General features: G+C 36.6%; 16 protein-coding genes. 15 read left to right on the top strand and 1 reads right to left on the bottom strand.

Annotation, left to right across the window (positions count from 1 at the left end):
- The first annotated feature begins 7 nt into the window (after positions 1-7).
- From IGI43_RS09450 to IGI43_RS09385, 14 genes are all read left to right on the top strand, one after another.
- The gene (locus IGI43_RS09450) at positions 8-484 is read left to right on the top strand and encodes a PTS system mannose/fructose/N-acetylgalactosamine-transporter subunit IIB (protein WP_438757547.1); all 477 of its coding nucleotides are present in this window, start codon (positions 8-10) and stop codon (positions 482-484) included.
- 256 nt (positions 485-740) lie between these two features.
- Complete coding sequence (locus tag IGI43_RS09445; RefSeq protein WP_438757546.1) at positions 741-1628, top strand: PTS mannose/fructose/sorbose/N-acetylgalactosamine transporter subunit IIC; 888 nt, start codon at positions 741-743, stop codon at positions 1626-1628.
- Positions 1615-2424, top strand: coding sequence for a PTS system mannose/fructose/sorbose family transporter subunit IID (locus IGI43_RS09440; protein ID WP_438757545.1), 810 nt, complete (start codon positions 1615-1617; stop codon positions 2422-2424). Before IGI43_RS09445 ends, IGI43_RS09440 begins: the two co-directional genes overlap by 14 nt.
- A gap of 16 nt (positions 2425-2440) precedes the next feature.
- Positions 2441-2845, top strand: a complete 405-nt coding sequence (locus tag IGI43_RS09435) for a PTS sugar transporter subunit IIA (protein ID WP_438757544.1) — start codon at positions 2441-2443, stop codon at positions 2843-2845.
- An 18-nt stretch (positions 2846-2863) separates the two neighbouring features.
- A complete protein-coding gene (locus IGI43_RS09430; protein WP_438757543.1) occupies positions 2864-4042 on the top strand; it encodes an SIS domain-containing protein in 1179 nt (392 codons plus the stop codon).
- A 23-nt stretch (positions 4043-4065) separates the two neighbouring features.
- Positions 4066-5058, top strand: coding sequence for a tagatose-bisphosphate aldolase (lacD, locus tag IGI43_RS09425; protein ID WP_438757542.1), 993 nt, complete (start codon positions 4066-4068; stop codon positions 5056-5058).
- Positions 5059-5230: 172 nt separating this feature from the next.
- Positions 5231-9193 (top strand): endo-alpha-N-acetylgalactosaminidase family protein, encoded by a 3963-nt coding sequence (locus IGI43_RS09420; protein WP_438757541.1) that lies wholly within the window; start codon positions 5231-5233, stop codon positions 9191-9193.
- An 881-nt stretch (positions 9194-10074) separates the two neighbouring features.
- Positions 10075-11187, top strand: a complete 1113-nt coding sequence (ald, locus tag IGI43_RS09415) for an alanine dehydrogenase (protein ID WP_438757540.1) — start codon at positions 10075-10077, stop codon at positions 11185-11187.
- A 308-nt stretch (positions 11188-11495) separates the two neighbouring features.
- Complete coding sequence (locus tag IGI43_RS09410) at positions 11496-11990, top strand: DUF1456 family protein (RefSeq protein WP_438757539.1); 495 nt, start codon at positions 11496-11498, stop codon at positions 11988-11990.
- Between the two features lie 81 nt (positions 11991-12071).
- The gene (locus IGI43_RS09405; RefSeq protein ID WP_438757538.1) at positions 12072-12995 is read left to right on the top strand and encodes a helix-turn-helix transcriptional regulator; all 924 of its coding nucleotides are present in this window, start codon (positions 12072-12074) and stop codon (positions 12993-12995) included.
- Positions 12996-13031: 36 nt separating this feature from the next.
- The gene (locus tag IGI43_RS09400) at positions 13032-13595 is read left to right on the top strand and encodes a YdeI/OmpD-associated family protein (RefSeq protein ID WP_438757537.1); all 564 of its coding nucleotides are present in this window, start codon (positions 13032-13034) and stop codon (positions 13593-13595) included.
- A gap of 107 nt (positions 13596-13702) precedes the next feature.
- A complete protein-coding gene (locus tag IGI43_RS09395; protein WP_438757536.1) occupies positions 13703-14281 on the top strand; it encodes a histidine phosphatase family protein in 579 nt (192 codons plus the stop codon).
- A gap of 22 nt (positions 14282-14303) precedes the next feature.
- On the top strand, positions 14304-14717 hold the full coding sequence (locus IGI43_RS09390; RefSeq protein ID WP_438757535.1) for a MerR family transcriptional regulator: 414 nt from the start codon (positions 14304-14306) through the stop codon (positions 14715-14717).
- Positions 14718-14809: 92 nt separating this feature from the next.
- The gene (locus IGI43_RS09385) at positions 14810-15661 is read left to right on the top strand and encodes an aldo/keto reductase (RefSeq protein ID WP_438757534.1); all 852 of its coding nucleotides are present in this window, start codon (positions 14810-14812) and stop codon (positions 15659-15661) included.
- A 165-nt stretch (positions 15662-15826) separates the two neighbouring features.
- On the opposite strand, the gene IGI43_RS09380 is transcribed toward IGI43_RS09385, so the two are convergent.
- A complete protein-coding gene (locus tag IGI43_RS09380) occupies positions 15827-16825 on the bottom strand; it encodes a linear amide C-N hydrolase (protein WP_438757533.1) in 999 nt (332 codons plus the stop codon).
- A gap of 226 nt (positions 16826-17051) precedes the next feature.
- On the opposite strand from IGI43_RS09380, the gene IGI43_RS09375 reads away from it, so the two are divergent.
- Positions 17052-17918 carry a hypothetical protein gene (locus tag IGI43_RS09375; protein ID WP_438757532.1) on the top strand — a complete coding sequence of 289 codons (867 nt, stop codon included), beginning with the start codon at positions 17052-17054 and terminating at the stop codon, positions 17916-17918.
- Positions 17919-18121 lie beyond the last annotated feature (203 nt).

Here is an 18121-nt window from a genome sequence, read left to right as displayed (position 1 = left end):
GAGGAAGATGGGGATCATTGCAGTAAGAATTGATGGAAGATTGATTCATGGACAAGTAGCAAATCTTTGGACAACGAAGCTCGATATTAGTCGTATTATGGTTGTGGAAGATGAGGTTTCAGAAAATGCGATTGAAAAAAGTGGATTAAAATTAGCGACGCCTGCTGGTGTAAAACTAAGTGTTTTGCCGATAGAAAAAGCAGCTACTAATATTTTAGCTGGAAAATATGATTCACAACGATTGTTGATCATCGCTAAAAAACCAGATCGGTTATTAAAATTAGTAGAATTAGGTGTCCCGATCAAAGAAATAAACGTTGGCAATATGTCTCAAAGTGAAGAGTCAAAAGCAATCAGCAAGTCGATCAATGTAGTGGAAAATGATATAGAAGCTTTTAAAAAATTAGATGCTGCAGGAGTGAAATTGGTTTCTCAAATGGTACCGAGTGATAAATCAGAAGATTTTATGGGATTGTTGAAATAAAGATAGCACTTGAGCTGGTTCTTCGGGAAAAAGATAAAAATAGAATGAGGCAAAAAGCGCCTCAGTCGATTTTTCCTATTTTCCATTCGAGCCAGAACGAGCCCGCTGCACTTTTAATGTTGTCTAGTTCTACGGGCTAGTCTCTCGGGAAAAAGATAAAAATAGAATGAGACAAAAAGCGTCTCAGTCGATTTTTCCTATTTTCCATTCGAGCCAGAACGAGCCCGCTGCACTTTTAAATTTAGGAGGAATATCAATGGCAATTCAATGGTGGCAAATTTTATTATTAACGCTTTATGCAGGGTATCAAATTTTAGACGAACTACAAATTTATTCAGCGTTTAGCCAACCCGTTTTTGCTGGGTTGGTGACAGGACTTGTTATGGGAGATGTAACGGCAGGATTGATTATTGGCGGAAGTATGCAATTGACTATTTTAGGTGTAGGAACATTTGGTGGCGCTTCCAGAATCGATGCGAATTCAGGGACAGTGTTAGCAACAGCTTTTTCAGTAGGATTAGGGATGAATCCAGAACAAGCGATTGCTGCGATTGCAGTACCAGTAGCTAGTTTGATGATTCAAATGGATATTCTTGGTCGTTTTACGAATACATTCTTTGCGCACAGAATAGATAGTAATATTGAAGCAATGAATTATAAAGGGATTGAACGGAATTTTTTACTAGGCGCTGTCCCTTGGGCCCTTTCAAGAGCGTTGCCTGTATTTTTTGCTCTTAGTTTTGGTGGAGGTTTTGTCGATAATGTTGTGGGCTATTTGAATACAGATTTAAAATGGTTAGGCGATGGTTTATCAGTTGCAGGGGCTGTTTTACCTGCTGTCGGGTTTGCAATTTTATTAAGATACTTACCAGTAAAAAAACATTTAGCTTACTTGATTTTAGGATTTGTATTGACAGCACTTTTAACGACTGTATTTGGAAATATTCAATTACTAGGTGGCGCAGTTGCCGGTGTCGCAAAAGATTTTGCTCCAGCATTTACTAATTTACCAATGCTTGCGATTGCACTGATCGGTTTTGCGTTAGCCTTAAATGAATATAAAAAATCAATCGCACAACCTGCTGTCGTAAAAGATCGTTCACAAGAAACGAATGAAGGAGAGATCGAAGATGACGAAATCTAACTATAAATTAACGAAAAAGGACTTTAATCAAATCAATAAAAGAAGTTTATTCACTTTCCAGTTAGGCTGGAACTATGAAAGAATGCAAGGTTCGGGCTATTTATACACGATTTTACCTCAATTAAGAAAAATGTATGGTGATGATACACCGGAATTAAAAGAAATGATGCGTACACATGCACAATTTTTTAATACCAGTAACTTTTTAAATACGATCATTACAGGGATCGATTTGGCAATTGAAGAAAAAGAAGGGTTTTCAGCAAAAGAGTCAGTTGCTGGGATCAAAGTTGGTTTGATGGGACCCTTTGCTGCAATCGGAGATTCGATTTTTGGGGCGTTAGTACCAACCATCTTTGGCGCGTTGGCGGCAAACATGGCGGTCAATGGTAATCCGATAGGTGCATTTATTTGGATGGCCGCACAAATTGGCATTATGGTATTTCGCTGGAAGCAATTGGCATTTGCGTATAAAGAAGGAATTTCACTTGTAACGACAATGCAAAGTAGGCTGACAGCAATGACCAATGCAGCAACACTTATGGGTGTTTTTATGGTCGGAGCGTTGGTTGCCACGATGATCAATGTCCATTTTGCTTGGGCACCATCCATTGGAGATTTAACGATTAATGTTCAAAATAATGTGGATATGATCATGCCTCGTTTGTTACCAGCTGCAATCGTCGGTGGTGTGTATTGGTTGCTTGGCAAAAAAAATATCACGTCGACTAGAGCAATTTTTATCGTATTGATCATTTCAGTTGCGCTATCTGCTTTAGGAGTCATTTCAAAATAGTTGGGAGGTACTAAGTTTGGACAATTTAATATTAGTTAGTCATGGAAACTTTTGTACAGCACTAAAAGGTAGTGCGGAGATGATCATGGGGGAACAACACAATATTTATACTGTTCCTTTACTAGCCGAAGAAGGTGAAAAAGAGTTTTTAACTAAATTTGAAGAAATCACACGATCATTAGATCACTTTATCGTTTTTTCAGATTTAGTAGGTGGAACACCTTGCAATATATTATCGAAAAAGCTAATGAACGGGGATTCGTTTGAACTATATGCCGGTATGAATTTACCAATGGTTATCAGTTTTGTTAATGCAAGCTTGTTAGGCAGTCAAAGTGATTTTGTATCGGAGGCAAAGGAACATACGGTTAAAGTCAATGAATTATTGACGTCAGATGCATTTGATGAAGAAGATGAATAGATAGGAGTAGAACACAACATGGAATTATTCAAAGAAAACCAAGAAACATTGGAAAAACTAGGTGCTTCGATCACGACCCGAGAAATAAAACAGCAACCCACATTATGGCAAGAAGCATTTGATCATTATAATGATCAGCGTCAAAGAATAGAGCAATTTATTGCGTCAATCATAGCAGCTGAAAAAGGTAAAAAAATTCGTGTGATTTTTACTGGTGCAGGAACTTCCGCGTATGTTGGCGATTCGATCACGCCCTATTTAAATCATAAAGGGAATAAAGAACATTTTATTTTTGAGAGTATCCCAACAACAACGATCGTCTCTAATCCGTATGACTATTTACAAACAGAAGAACCTATAATTTTAGTTTCCTTTGCTCGTAGCGGTAATTCACCAGAATCGGTTGCAACCGTGAAACTAGCAAAACAGCTAGTAAAAAATCTATATCAACTTACGATCACCTGTGCCAAAGAAGGTCAACTTGCTCTTGAAGCGGCAGGGGATAATAGAAACTTACTTTTACTAATGCCTGAAAAATCTAATGATTTAGGATTTGCGATGACGGGTAGTTTTACGTGTATGCTGTTAAGTGCTCTCTTGATTTTTGATACGAGCAGTGAAGATGAAAAAGAATTATTTGTCCAAACTGCGATTCAAATGGGAGAAGAAGTGATCACAAGAGAATCTGAAATAGAAGAACTATTGGCAGGCTCTATTGATCGGATAGCCTATCTTGGCTCAGGTAGTTTAGCTGGCTTAACAAGAGAAGCGCAATTAAAAGTTCTCGAACTGACTGCTGGAAAAACCGCGACTATTTTTGATTCATCCGTTGGGTTTAGACATGGCCCAAAATCCTTCGTCAATGAAAAAACACTTGTGATCGTCTTTGTTGCAAATGATCCTTATACAAGGAAATATGATCTGGATATTGCAGAAGAAATCAAAGCAGATACTATTGCTGCAGCTATTGTGACAGTGGATACAGAGGCGGTTGCTAATTTCTCTGGTCGACGCTTCACTTATTCCAAAGGTACAGCATTACCTGAAGCTTATCTGGTGTTGCCTTACATTTTATTGGCGCAAACGATTGCTATCCATAGCGCATTAAATGTGGACAATACCCCAGACACTCCTTCAGCCACAGGTACTGTCAATCGTGTGGTAAAGGGAGTCAAAATTTACGAGTATCAGGACTAAAATAAAAAAAAGAGGAGATATAAATGTTAAAAATGACAGCAACTAAAAAAGCAGCGATGGATCGTTTGTCAACAGAAAATGGCATCATTGAAGCGTTGGCGATCGACCAACGCGGTGCTTTGAAAAAAATGATCCATGCTTTAGGAGTCGAACCGACTGAGCAGCATATCATTGATTTTAAAACAATGGTCTCTCAAGAATTGACTCCATTTGCTTCAGCAATTTTATTAGATCCAGAATATGGTATACCTGCAGCTGAGGCTAGAGATCCAAAATCTGGTTTATTACTAGCATACGAAAAAACAGGGTATGACGCTTCAACACCAGGACGATTGCCAGATCTTTTAGAAGATTGGTCTGTCGTACGCTTGCTTGAAAATGGTGCCGATGCCATTAAATTTTTATTGTATTATGATGCAAATGAACCAATGGAAATCAATCATCTCAAACATGTTTTTATCGAACGCTTGGGCAGCGAATGTTTCGCTGAGGATATTCCCTTTTATTTAGAATTAGTTTCGTACGATGCCCAAATTACAGATGCATCTTCTAGTGAATATGCAAAAATAAAACCTGAAAAAGTCATCAAGATGATGAGAGAATTTTCAAAACCAGAGTATAAAGTAGACGTGTTAAAAGTAGAAGTTCCTGTAAATATGAATTATGTTGAAGGAATTGGGAAGGAACCGGCTGTTTATTCTCGCAAAGAAGCACTATCATATTTTAAACAACAAAGTGATGCAACGCATTTGCCCTTCATTTTTCTAAGCGCTGGTGTTACAGCAAAAATGTTCCAAGACACGTTAGAATTTGCGAAAGAAGCGGGTTCTACATTCAATGGTGTCTTATGTGGACGGGCAACATGGAAAAATGGCGTGGCACCGTTCATTGAAAGTGGTGAAAAAGCAGGCCGTAATTGGCTTCGAACAGAAGGAAAAGAACATATTCAACAACTAAATGAAGTCGTAGAAAGAACAGCGAGTTCGTGGCATGATAAGGTAGAAATAGTCCATTGAGTCGTTAGAGTTTTTTAGAAACAAAAAATAATAGCAGTACAAAAACTAGAATGAGGATAAAAACATAGATTCTGAATCCCATTCTAGTTTTTGATCACTAAGGATTTTGGGGAAATTTGATTAGCATGAAAATGATAGCGTATTCAAAAAATATGAGGAGAGTGACCATGAAATGAAGAAAATGTGGACGGTATCGATCAGCTTAGTTGCTTTGATGATATGTATTGCTGTGCTGACACCGATGAGTGTTTTAGCAGATGAAGGTGAGAGCGGCAGTGAAAGACAATCTCAGGTTCCAGCTGATCCAGCAGCTGCGGCAACTTATTGGCAGACGGATTTTCAAAATGGAACGTTAGGCACTTGGCAGGATTTGGTTGGCGGGACAAATAGGAGTTTGAAAGACAATGTCTTAGATAGTTCTCGCAAAACGGAGGCTGGAAATAATGCGGTATCGATCAATTTAGATTCACCTCAAAAAGCAGATGGAGAAATAGAAACCTCATTTAAATTTAGCCAAGGAGAAGGTCGAACAGGTGTCATTATTAGAGGCACTTCAAAAGATAGCTGGCTTTTCGTAGGCTATAATGTAAACGGCAAATGGCTTGTTGAAAGTCCGACCTCCTGGAATGATGGAATCTCAGGCCCAACATTAGCTGCCGATACGACATATGTTTTAAAAGTTCGTTATGTAGGGACAAAGATCACAATCTGGTTAAACGGCACACAATTTTATGACGGAGAACCAGTTTTGGCGAATGGAAGTAAAATTCCGACAACAGCAGGCCGAGTTGGTTTTAGAACCTGGTATGATCAAAAAACAATCAGCTATCGCTATTTTAAAAATGGTGACAGCGGTAGTATTCCTGAGTTAGTACCAGAAATTACTGAATTAACGCCAGTCAAGATGTATACAAAAATAGGGATAGCTCCAATGTTACCTGCTACTGTTAAAGCAATCTACAATACAGGTAATCAAAAACAAGAAAACGTGACGTGGGATAGTATTCCGCCAGAATCTTATCAAAAAGTCGGCACTTTTGATGTAGCCGGCACCGTTTCTGGCACCACTTTGAAAGCAAAAGCCACCGTAACGGTTACGGATGACGGAAGTATTGAAAGTGGAGACAAAATTTCCTCTACTGATATCACAGCTGTTTTAGACCCTACGTTTCCAAGAGTGATTCGCTATGAAAATCCGAGAGACAACAAAATCATCTTTAAAGGGCAACAAGAAAAAATCAGCCAAGTCTTAGTCGATGGAAAACCACATGAAGCAACAGCGACAAAAGAATCCACAAGCCAAAATAAGGCAATTTATCAAGTAACGGTTCCATCATTAGGACTAAGATTCAACGTCCAGTTTACAGCATCTGATGGTCAAGAAGTTTCTATGAAGATAACAGACATCAAAGAAGGCACAACGAAAATCCATACGCTAGCCATTGCAAATCAAGAATTACTTTCTGTAAATAGTACAGATCCAGGAGCAGCATTTTCTGGTGTCGTTATGAATACGGGAACCAATGCAAACAATGGAAATAAAAATGGAGATACCTTCCAGAATCTAACGACATCAAACGAAGTTGGCACCAAGCAGTACATGTACGGATTTTTAAATACAGATGAGTATGCTGCAAGTTTTTGGACCAATGCTTATGGTGATGGAAGCGTGGATAACAGTGATAATAATCGAATCTATAAACAAACCAAAGAAACAAAGTCTGGTTATGTAACATCAATATGGAGCGGTTCTTGGACATATCGTCCTTTTGATGCGCCTGATACTTATTTGACGGGTGAAGTACCAGAGGTGAAAATCAAATTTGCAAAAGATTTAAATGGGGATGGTAAAGTCGATTGGCAAGATGCAGCAATCAATTATCGAGCAATCATGAATAACCCTGTTGGTGCAGAAAAAGTCCCAGAATTAGTCAATCAACGAATTCCTTTCAACTTTGCTAGTCAGGCGACGAATCCATTTTCAGTAACGTTGGATGAATCAAAACGCGTCTATAATTTGACGGATGGCTTAGGACAAATGAACTTGTTGAAAGGGTATCAAAATGAAGGGCACGATTCAGCTCATCCAGATTACGGTGCTGTTGGAAAACGCCAAGGGGGTCAAAATGAGTTAAACACATTGATTGATGAAGGTCATAAACTCAATGCCATTTTTGGTGTACACGTCAATGATACAGAATCTTATCCAGAAGCAAAATCATTCAATGAAGACTTGGTAGATCCGACAAAAAAAGGCTGGGATTGGTTAGATCCGTCTTATTTTATCAAACAACGACCAGATACGATCAGTGGAAATCGCTTGGAACGTTTTAAAGAACTAAAACAAAATGTACCGAACTTGGATTATATTTACGTAGATGTTTGGGGGAATCAAGGTGAAGCAGGTTGGCTAAGCCGACAATTAGGGAAAGAAATCAACGGATTGGGCTGGATCACGGCCAATGAATTTCCAAACGCCCTAGAATATGATTCGATATGGAATCACTGGTCTGCTGAAAAAGCGTATGGAGGAACTGCAACAAAAGGATTTAACAGTGATATTGTCCGCTTTATCCGTAATCATCAAAAAGACACATGGATCATTTCTGATAATCCATTGCTTGGCGGTACAGAATTTGAAGCATACGAAGGCTGGGTTGGTAAAACAAACTTTAATACGTATAAAGACAAAACCTTTGCAATCAATATTCCAACGAAGTTTTTACAACATTATCAAATCACGAACTGGGATACAACGACTTCTGAAAAGGGTCAAATATACGGTACGATCAAACTGGCAAATGCTAGTGACAAAGTAATTGTGACGAAAAAAGATGTAAATGATCAAAAGCGTATAACATTAAATAATGTGGAAGTATTGAAAGGCGATACGTATTTATTACCATGGACAGTCAATAATGAATTTAAGTTATATCATTGGAATGAACGTGGTGGCACTACAACTTGGACGATTCCAGAGAAGTTACAAGGAAAAACCAATTTACATGTTTATGAATTAACCGATCAAGGAAGAATAGACAAAGGGACAGCGAATCTAAATGGCAACCAAGTAACGCTGCAAGCGGAGGCTAAAATACCATATGTTATTGCTGAACCAACGACTACTGAACCAGTGAAATTTGGGACAGGAACACCAGTCAAAGATCCAGGATTTAATGAAAAAGATACGTTGTCTAAAAATTGGCAAGTCGTTCAAGGGGACGCTGCAGTTCTTAAAGATCCAAATGGTGATTATGTTTTAAACACTGGCAAAAAAGCGATGACGATCAAACAAGAATTAACATTGCCAAAAGCAGGAAAATACAGCGCATACGTTAATACGGAGACCCATAATCGCAAAGCAAGCGTAACTCTAGACATTGATGGAAAAAAATACACAAATGAATATTCTAATTCTGTCGTCCAAAATTATATTCAAGCAGATATTAATCATACAAGCAGTCAATATCCTCAATACATGCAAAATGTCAGAGTCGATTTTGTTGTTCCAGAAAACGCGAAAAAAGTAACCCTAACTTTAGCAGCAGAAGCAGGAACTAACAAAACGAAATTTGATGATATTCGCATAGTTGAACGACAAACAGATGTAATCAATGTAACAAGTAAAACGATCATCAAACAAGACTTTGAAGATACCCAAGCAATCGGATTGTTCCCATTTGTGAAAGGACAAGCGGGTGGTGTTGAAGACCCACGAATCCATTTATCAGAAAAAAATGAACCGTATACACAATATGGTTGGAACGAAAATAAAGTATCTGATGTATTATCAGGCAATTGGTCTTTAAAATCCCATAAGCAAGGCGCTGGATTAATGCTTCAAACAACACCGCAAAATGTAAAATTTGAAGCAGGAAAAACATACACGATCAGTTTTGATTATCAAACCGATGGAAAAGATAGTTTCTTTGCTGGATCAATGACAGGAGAATATAAAACACTGCAAGACCTTAAAAAAGTTGGCGAAATCGTACAAACTTCCGCAGATGGAAAAACCAAAAAATATCAAGCAGAAATAGTCGGTGACACCTCAGGAAATACGACATTTGGTATTTATACAACAGGTGGTGCGTATGATCTAGTTATTGATAATTTTACTGTGATGGTCAAATAATCTAAACGAATGTTTATAAAAGGCTGGAACAGAAGCTTAATTCCGAAAGGAGGCTTTTGTTCCAGCTATTTGTTCTTATCTATGTTAGCTTTAGCACAGATCTGTATGTAGGATAAAATATCACCTTACTAAACTTTTTTATAGCTATTCATCACAAAAAATAATGGATCAACGCTCAAAATCAGTTTTAAATGGAGTCAAAACACTCCTGACTTGTAATTGAATGTGGTAAACTATGGTTGAAAGAGTCAAAGATTAGAGGAGTGAAAAAATGGGGGTTATTTTTAATAATTTATTTTATATTGCGTATATATCAATAATTGTTCTTTATGGATCGCTTAGTCCAAGTCAGCTGACACCGAATGCTAAGAAAAGTTTTCGTCTATTTGGATTAATGATATTAGTTGTGATTACGCTAGATGTGACTAGCCTTGTTCTGGGATTTAAATACAACTTAATCAGAGATTTTTTATTATATGCTCAAGTAATATGTATGTTTGTTATTTTATTTCAATTAAAAAAATCGTCTCTAAATAAAGTCAGTATTTCTAGTTACCTGTTTACGCTAATTTGTTTAAGTGCGTATACCATATATTCTATAAGTCATTTTTTTGGATTCTTAAATACTATTCTTTTTTAAGAGCTTGCTTTTATTTTTTTTTGAAAATAGTGAATAGACTCAAAAATTGACGCTTTAAAAAATACCTGAAATAAATCGATTCTTGATTTATTTCAGGTATTTTAGTGATTGGAAGATTAAAAATAAAAGAGAATGTTAAACTTTTCACTTTGTATTGCAGATAAACTTTCATTAAACTATAATTTAGTAAATAGCCTATCATCTAAAAAGATAAGCAAAAAGCTAGAAAGGGTCCTGAAAAATGAAAATAGGTATTCCGAAAGAAATAAAAAACGGTGAAAATCGCGTAGCACTACCAGCTTCAGGTGTTTTGGATCTTATTAAGCATGGTCACTCAGTATATATTGAAACCAATGCGGGGCTAGGTGCTTCGATCCATGATGAAGCATATGTTGCAGTTGGTGCAACAATTGTAGCGTCTGCTAAAGAAGCGTGGGCACAAGAATTAGTGTTAAAAGTAAAAGAACCTTTAAAAGAAGAATATCAGTATTTAAGAGAAGAGTTGATCTTATTCACGTATCTTCATTTAGCAGCAAATAAGTCTTTAGCTGAAGAATTAATGAAGACAAAAACGAGAGCGATTGCTTATGAAAGTGTTCAATTCATTGACGGAGAATTACCGCTGTTAGCCCCGATGAGTGAGATTGCTGGTCGATTAGCTACTCAGATCGGCGCTCAGTTTTTAGAAAAAATCCCAGAAGGAAAAGGAATTTTATTAGGTGGTGTTCCAGGAGTAAAAAAAGGGAAAGTAACAATCATCGGTGGTGGGATTTCTGGCTGTAATGCAGCGAAGATAGCTCTAGGATTAGGGGCAGATGTCACGATTCTAGATGTAAATATCAAAAAATTACAAGCTATCGATAATCAATTTAATGGAGCTGTTAAAACGCTCGTTTCGAATCATTTCAATATTCAAGAAACACTGAAAGAAGCTGATTTGGTCATCGGAGCAGTCTTGATCCCCGGGCGAAGAGCACCAGTACTAGTCACAGAAGAAATGGTCGTTTCAATGCCAGAATATTCCGTGATCATCGATATTGCTATCGATCAGGGTGGAATCTTTGAAACAATCGATGAAGTGACTACACACCAACATCCAACGTATGTTAAACATGATGTGATCCATTATGCAGTTGCTAACATGCCAGGAGCAGTCCCTCAAACCGCAACATTTGCTTTAGCCAATGCGACATTACAGTATGTACTAGAGCTAGCAAACAAAGGCTTTGTTCAAGCCGTAGAGCAAAATCCAGCACTACTATCAGGTATTAATACTATGAACGGCGTGCTGACCAATCAAGCAGTAGCGACCGATTTAGGGCTGCCTTATACTTCGGTTGCGTCGGTTTTGTAATAGGTATTTTGAGATAATGCGTTTAGTTAGTTTACCTTGTTCAAAAAAAATACAAGAAGGTTGGAATAAAAGTATTTAACCCCGAGGAAAAAGAAGGGGTTTTCGAAAAGTATTTTTACTTTTGATTCACCTTCTTTTTTCATTAAATCATTTTTTACGAGGATTATTAGGAGTTGCAGATGTAGTACTAAAAATAACGTAGATAAAGAAATAGATACTACATAAAATAAAATTATAGAACAAATGGATGCATTCTCTGAAAGAAAGCTTTATACTAATGAATAATGATGTTTTTTTGGAGGAAAAAGATGAATAATAACGATATATTGATTCGTTTACGTTATGCACTAGATATTAAAGATACAGATATGATCAAAATTTTTAAACTAGGTGACTTAGAAGTTACAAGAGAAGAGTTACGCGTACTTTTAACAAAACAGAATGAAGAAGATGAACTTCCGCGGGATGCTGTTTGTGATAATCGGACATTAGAAGCTTTTTTAAACGGTTTGATCACATATAAAAGAGGCAAACCACCTGTAAAAAATGGTGTAGCACCTAAGCCGACTTTTTTGATCACAAACCAAAGTACTGTCAATAATGTGTTGCTAAAAAAAGTAAAGATTGCTTTAACACTTACAAGTGATGATATGTTGGATGTATTGCGACTTGCGGGCGTCTATGCATCTGAAAGTGAATTAAGTGCAATTTTAAGAAAAGAAGGGCACCGAAACTACAAAGAATGTGGTGATCGTTATGCTCGAAACTTCTTAAAAGGATTGGCAATCAAGTATCGGGAATAAGATGAAGGAACTATTTTGACAAAACTAGCTCGAAAGTGCAAGTTTTGTCTTTTTTCTTCTAGTGATGAAAGGAGGAAAATTATGAAAAAAATTGAACGGATTTTAGCGATCATCGTATTGCTTTTGGATAATGAAATTGTCTCAACCGCTCAGTTGGCTCAGCGCTTTGACGTGACCAAAAGAACCATTTTTAGAGATATGGAAACGATTGAAATGGCTGGATTTCCAATTATTTCTCATTCAGGCCGTAATGGCGGTTTTTCGTTGATAAACTCTTTCAAGTTAAAAACATATACCTATAGTGAGTCAGAGAAAGAAGCGATTTTGAATGCGTTGAATGTTCAAGAAGGCCTATTTGGAATTTTTGACGATCAAGCTATTATCAAAGAAAAAATCACGCAACTACAGAAACAAACAGAGCATAAAATGATACCCAAAAAACGGTTTTCCTTCGACTCTCCAACGATGCATCGACTGGAAATTGAAACAGAAACAAAAGTAAAAATAAATCAGATCAATCTTGCTTTAAAACAAAATAAAAAGATATTGATCGATTATGTGGATAACAAGGGAGATCACACAAATAGACTGATCCATCCTTATGAATTAATGCTGATGAATGGTAGTTGGTATATATACTCTTATTGCGAGAATCGAGAGGCTTTTAGATATTTTAAAGTAACGAGAATTCGTCAATTAGCGATTCACTCAGCAGACTTTGATCCTATCGAATATTCAAATGACCAAATACTAGAAAAACGCGAAGAGAAAATTCATCTACGATTCAAAAAAGAGGAGTTAGGGAAACTGTATGATTATTACACAGAAGATGAAATCCAGGTGAAAGAAACGTATGTAGACGTAATAATTTATGCGAAACAGCAGCGAATGATTTTACCTTTTTTACTGATGTTTGGTAGTGGCGTCAACGTCATTGAACCGAAAACTTTAAAAGAATTACATAAGCAAGAGATCATCAAATTAACTCAGACCTATAAAAACTAGATCAAGATGAAAAATAGGGTTTAAGAAAGGGCAGAAATGGAAATTGACAACTTACTGACCATAACAACCAGAAAAGAATTAAGAAACTGGCTAAAAGCAAACAGTACGACTGAAAAATATTGCTGGATCATTGTCAGTGTCAAAGCTGAACCAAATAAAATCCAGTACCTAGATGCAGTAGAAGAAGCATTGTGTTTTGGCTGGATTGATGGGATCAAAAAGAAAATATCTGAAACTCAAACGGCTCAACGACTATCACCAAGAACCAAAAAAAGTTCTTGGACAGAATTGAACAAAGAAAGAGCTCGTCGTCTCGAAAGAGTAGGATTGATGACAGCACGAGGTAGAGATATCCTGCCTGATATGACAGAAGCTTCTTTTGAAATCGACGAAACCATCATGGAACGACTGAAAGAAGACTTGGAAACCTATGAAATTTTCATGACTTTCCCAGAAATATATCGACGTATTCGTATAGATACGATCCAAAATTATAAAGACCAGCCAGAACTATTTGAGAAACGTTTGGCTAAATTTATCAAGAATACAAAAGCGAATAAGATGTATGGGATGTGGCATGATGAAGGGCGCTTATTGTAAATAAATAGAAATTGAATTGAAAAATGACTATTTCGCTTTTTTTGCTTGCCTTGAAGTTCACTTCATGGTTTAGGATGAACCTATAGAATAGAAATGAGGATGGGTGTATGACTAAAACATTATATCTAATGAGACATGGTGAAACGTTGTTTAATCAACAGAAAAAAATTCAAGGGTGGTGTGATTCCCCACTAACAGAAAAAGGGATCAAACAAGCACAAATTGCGGGAACTTATTTTAAAGACCATAACATTAATTTTGATAGCGCATACGCTTCAACGTCTGAGCGAGCTAGTGATACCTTGGAACAAGTGACCGATATGATTTATAAAAGAGTCAAAGGACTGAAAGAATGGAACTTTGGCCGTTTCGAGTCAGAAAGTGAAGCGTTAAATCCACCATTACCTTATGGCGATTTCTTTGTTGCCTATGGTGGGGAAGAGGAGTTTCAATTTAGAGAACGAGTGTCTGAAACGTTAATGAACATAATGAAAGAAGCAGGCGAAACAGTTTTAGCCGTATCCCACGGGGCCTCTTGTCGACAATTCATGAGAAACTGGGCCCATACAAGTGAAATAGATCAAAAGGACCGACTAGGAAATTGTTGTATTTTAAAATTTGAATTTGAGGCGGATACATTTAAGTTACTAGAAATTATCAATCACGATTTTTCCAGTTTAGAATAAGGAATAAAAGGAGAGGAACCTATTGAATAGTAAAGAAGCAGCTGAAATGTTTGGCCTAACGACAGATACGGTTCGCTATTACGAACGTGTCGGTGTGATCCCGCCAATTGAGCGAGACAAAAATGGTTACCGAGTATACACAACAAGAGACTTAAATTGGATTTATTTAGCCAAAAGTCTACGTCATGCAGGTGTCTCAATCGAGTCTCTCATTGAATTTGCCACACTTTCACAATTAGGTGGCAATGTGGAAGAGGCACAAAAACAAATTCTATACGACCAATTACAAGAAATCACTGATAAGCTAGAAAAAATGACCAAAACCCGCGATTTACTTCAATACAAAATCAATACGTATGATGAGCATATCGCCAAGTTTAAATCAGGAGAAGTTACCTCAGAGAACGTTGAGGAACTTTGGAAAGTAAAATATTAAAATTAGGAAGATAATGCTTGCTATGAAGTTAGCTCCATAGTTTATAGTGATGTTGTTAGTCAGTCATAGAACGAGAAATGGAGGAAATACAAATGCAAACAGTCACATTGAATAATGGAATAAAAATCCCGATCTTAGGTTTTGGTACCTATCAAATCACAGAGCCAAAAGAAGCAGAACAAGCAGTAATCGACGCAATCAAAGCGGGTTATCGTCATATAGACACCGCTCAATCTTACCTGAATGAAGAGGCAGTTGGTCGTGGCATCAAAGTTTCAGGTATTCCTCGTGAAGAATTGTTTATAACAACTAAAATTTGGGTGGAAAACGTGTCTTATGATGGCGTTAAAGCTTCTTTTCAACGTTCACTTGATCGTTTAGGTTTAGAATACGTAGATTTACTTTTATTACATCAACCGTACAATGATGTTTACGGTGCCTGGCGTGCAATGGAGGAACTACAAGAAGCTGGGAAAATCCGCGCAATCGGGGTATCAAATTTTGCTGTCGATCGAGCAGTTGATTTAGCAGAATTTAACAAGGTTGTCCCACAAGTCAATCAAATCGAAATCAATCCTTTCAATCATCAAACAAAAAATATCGAAGCATTAAAAGCAGAAGGTATCACACCAGAAGCTTGGGCACCATTTGCTGAAGGGAAAAATGGGATATTTTCAAATGAAGTTCTGACTAATATTGCTGCTAAATATCATAAATCAGTCGCTCAAGTCATTGTACGCTGGCTAATTGAACAAGAGATCGTTGTTCTAGCAAAATCAGTGAAGCCAGAACGAATGGCTGAAAATCTAGCTGTTTTTGATTTTAAGTTATCAAAGGAAGACAAAGCAGAAATTTCTACGTTGAATGAAGGTGAAAGTCAATTTTTCTCTCATGCAGACCCAGAAATGATCAAATGGATGGCGAGCAGAAAAATGAATGTGTAATTGTAGCAATCAGAAATTTGAGGATAACTAAATACGTTCAAAAATAGAGAGAATTCTAGAATTTTGTTGATCGTATGTCTTTGGTTAGAGAATATAAATAATAATTAAACTAGAGCTGTAACCTATGCTAAAAAGGTTACAGCTCTAGTTATTTATGTTAATACCTTATTTTTTACTATTTCGATACAAAATATCTTCTGACTCTCTATTAGACCAAATTTTTCCAGAAGTTGCCTCAAAATCTTCATTATCTAATTGGATGCAGCGAATACGCTGATCAGTGTATGTTTTATAATAATAATGAAGTGAACTATTCACCATAACTGAGGTATATTGCGTATAATCAAAGGCTTGCGTTGCTTTCACAGCACCTTTAGGAATAGAAACGTTAGAAAGAACATGAAACATGGCAGTGACACCATCTAATTCAGTCTGGACATCCTGTAAGCAAGCTTTCAAGAAAGTCGCTCTGACAAATCTTGATGGTGGAGTGAAATCACCTGGAAGACCAAAAGCACCGGCACCTTCTCCAAAAGGTTTCATCACCATATTTTTCAAATGAACTTCAGTTTTTTGCTCAGGTTGAAGTCCAATGTAGTTTCTCAAATTTGTCGTATGCCATTTATAATCAGGACTATTTGTCATGACGCCAATCGTATTTTCATAAATATGTAATGCTTGTTCCGTGTATTCAATGATCATACTTTTTCCAGTTTTTTCAGTGACGACCCAATGAAGAGGTAAGACGATACCTAAAAAATCTAAAGCCACATTTTCAACCTGGGCATTTTCCATTGTCCGAGAGACGTCTTCAAGGCTTGAACAGTTGGAAAGTAAAAAGGGAACAACATCATGAGGGGCTAAAGTATACTTTTTATCGCTGTCTTGGCTGTTATAGTCAGCATACCCTGAAAAATAAAGGGCAGCACAAGAAAGTCCTGTTTCGTTCAAACCATCCGCAAAAACAAAGCGTTCTTTATCTACTTGACGTGCCATTCCAACAAAAGCATATTCATTTTTACGATCATAATGCTCATCATTGGAGAATACAAATTTTTTCCTTGGAATAAACGTTGGTTCCGCATCTAAAACAACCGCAAAATCCATTGTTCTAGCCAATAAAACCTGTTGCTCTTTCGTTGTCATCGTAATACTTGTACACATCGACTATCACTCCCTTTTATTTATAAAATAAACATTATATCTAAAAAATAGTATGAAGCTAAAGTGAACTTTCTAAAAGTTTAACGTAGTTCAAATTTATAATCAAATAAATACGTTAGAACTTTCTACAAATAAAATATGAAAAAAGTTTATTAATACAGACTTTCACTTTTTAATGCTATGATAAGTTTATAATATAGCAGTAGTTAAAAGAGGGGGATTCGTGATGGGGGAACAACAGTCAGTTAAGAGTAATCGTTTGCGGGCGATAGTTCATTTTAGTAGCTTGATTTATTTGGGGATCTTGTTGTATTTAGTGGTCAACGAACAAGGATTTATTGAGGGAATCATTCGAAAAAACTTTAGGATCACATTCAATAATGTATTAACGTTTTTTTTATCTAAAGATTGGCAGACAGCACTTGTCGACAATGTTCGACAAATGATCAACCAACTCGCAATATTAGTGATTGTTCAAAGTTTAGTCGTACTAGCAGGATTAGTATTAATTGGGTATTTTTTATGGCGTTTGAGAAAAAATGATCAGTGGCACTTAAGCGAAAAATTACTTGTTATTGGGTATTTATTTTTAATAATCACTCTTTTAACGATCTTGACAAAAATGGCAATTGAAACGTATCAGGCATACGTTGTCATTGATCAACGAATCAACAGGTTGAGTTTAAATGAGCTGAATGTATTTCAAGAAAATCTCTCCAATATTTTTCTTAGCACGACCTTCACGCTAGATCAGCTGATTCCTAGTATAATGTCATTGTTTGAGCAAGTGAGAGAACTGATTCAAACAACAAAAAATATTGCTGGAATTCCCAATCTAGTGCAACAAACGTGGGAACAGTTACTTATCTTGAAAAATTGGCTCGTTGGCTTAAGCATTAGTGCAGTCGGAATTATTTTGGTAGGACATATAATTGAAGCACTTCGCCTCTTTAAAAATAGTCAGTGGGTAGAAACGAAATTACAACGAATGAAAAGAAGCCGTCAAATAGAATTGAATGAACAGCTAGTGAAAGTGGTTGAACAGCAACAGCAGTTGATTGAGCTGTTATCAGAAGAGAAAAGTAAGCAATGATCGATAGATTCACAAAAAATTAAAGTTAATAATTTTTGTATAGGATAATTGAAAAAAATGTAGCTCAAAATTACATTGAAACGATCTATACGGAGCTTAGTGATAAAGTTTTGATCTAGAAGGGTTATCTCCATTTAGTCAACTGGAACAGATTTTTGCTGAGGGGTCAAATACCAGTTTTACGATTATTTCATCTTAATAAA

It is taken from the genome of Enterococcus sp. AZ126, assembly GCF_051714545.1.
Lineage (GTDB): Bacteria > Bacillota > Bacilli > Lactobacillales > Enterococcaceae > Enterococcus_L.
The sequence above is the reverse complement of the archived record's forward strand: the minus strand, read 5'-3'. Positions and strand labels throughout refer to the sequence as shown.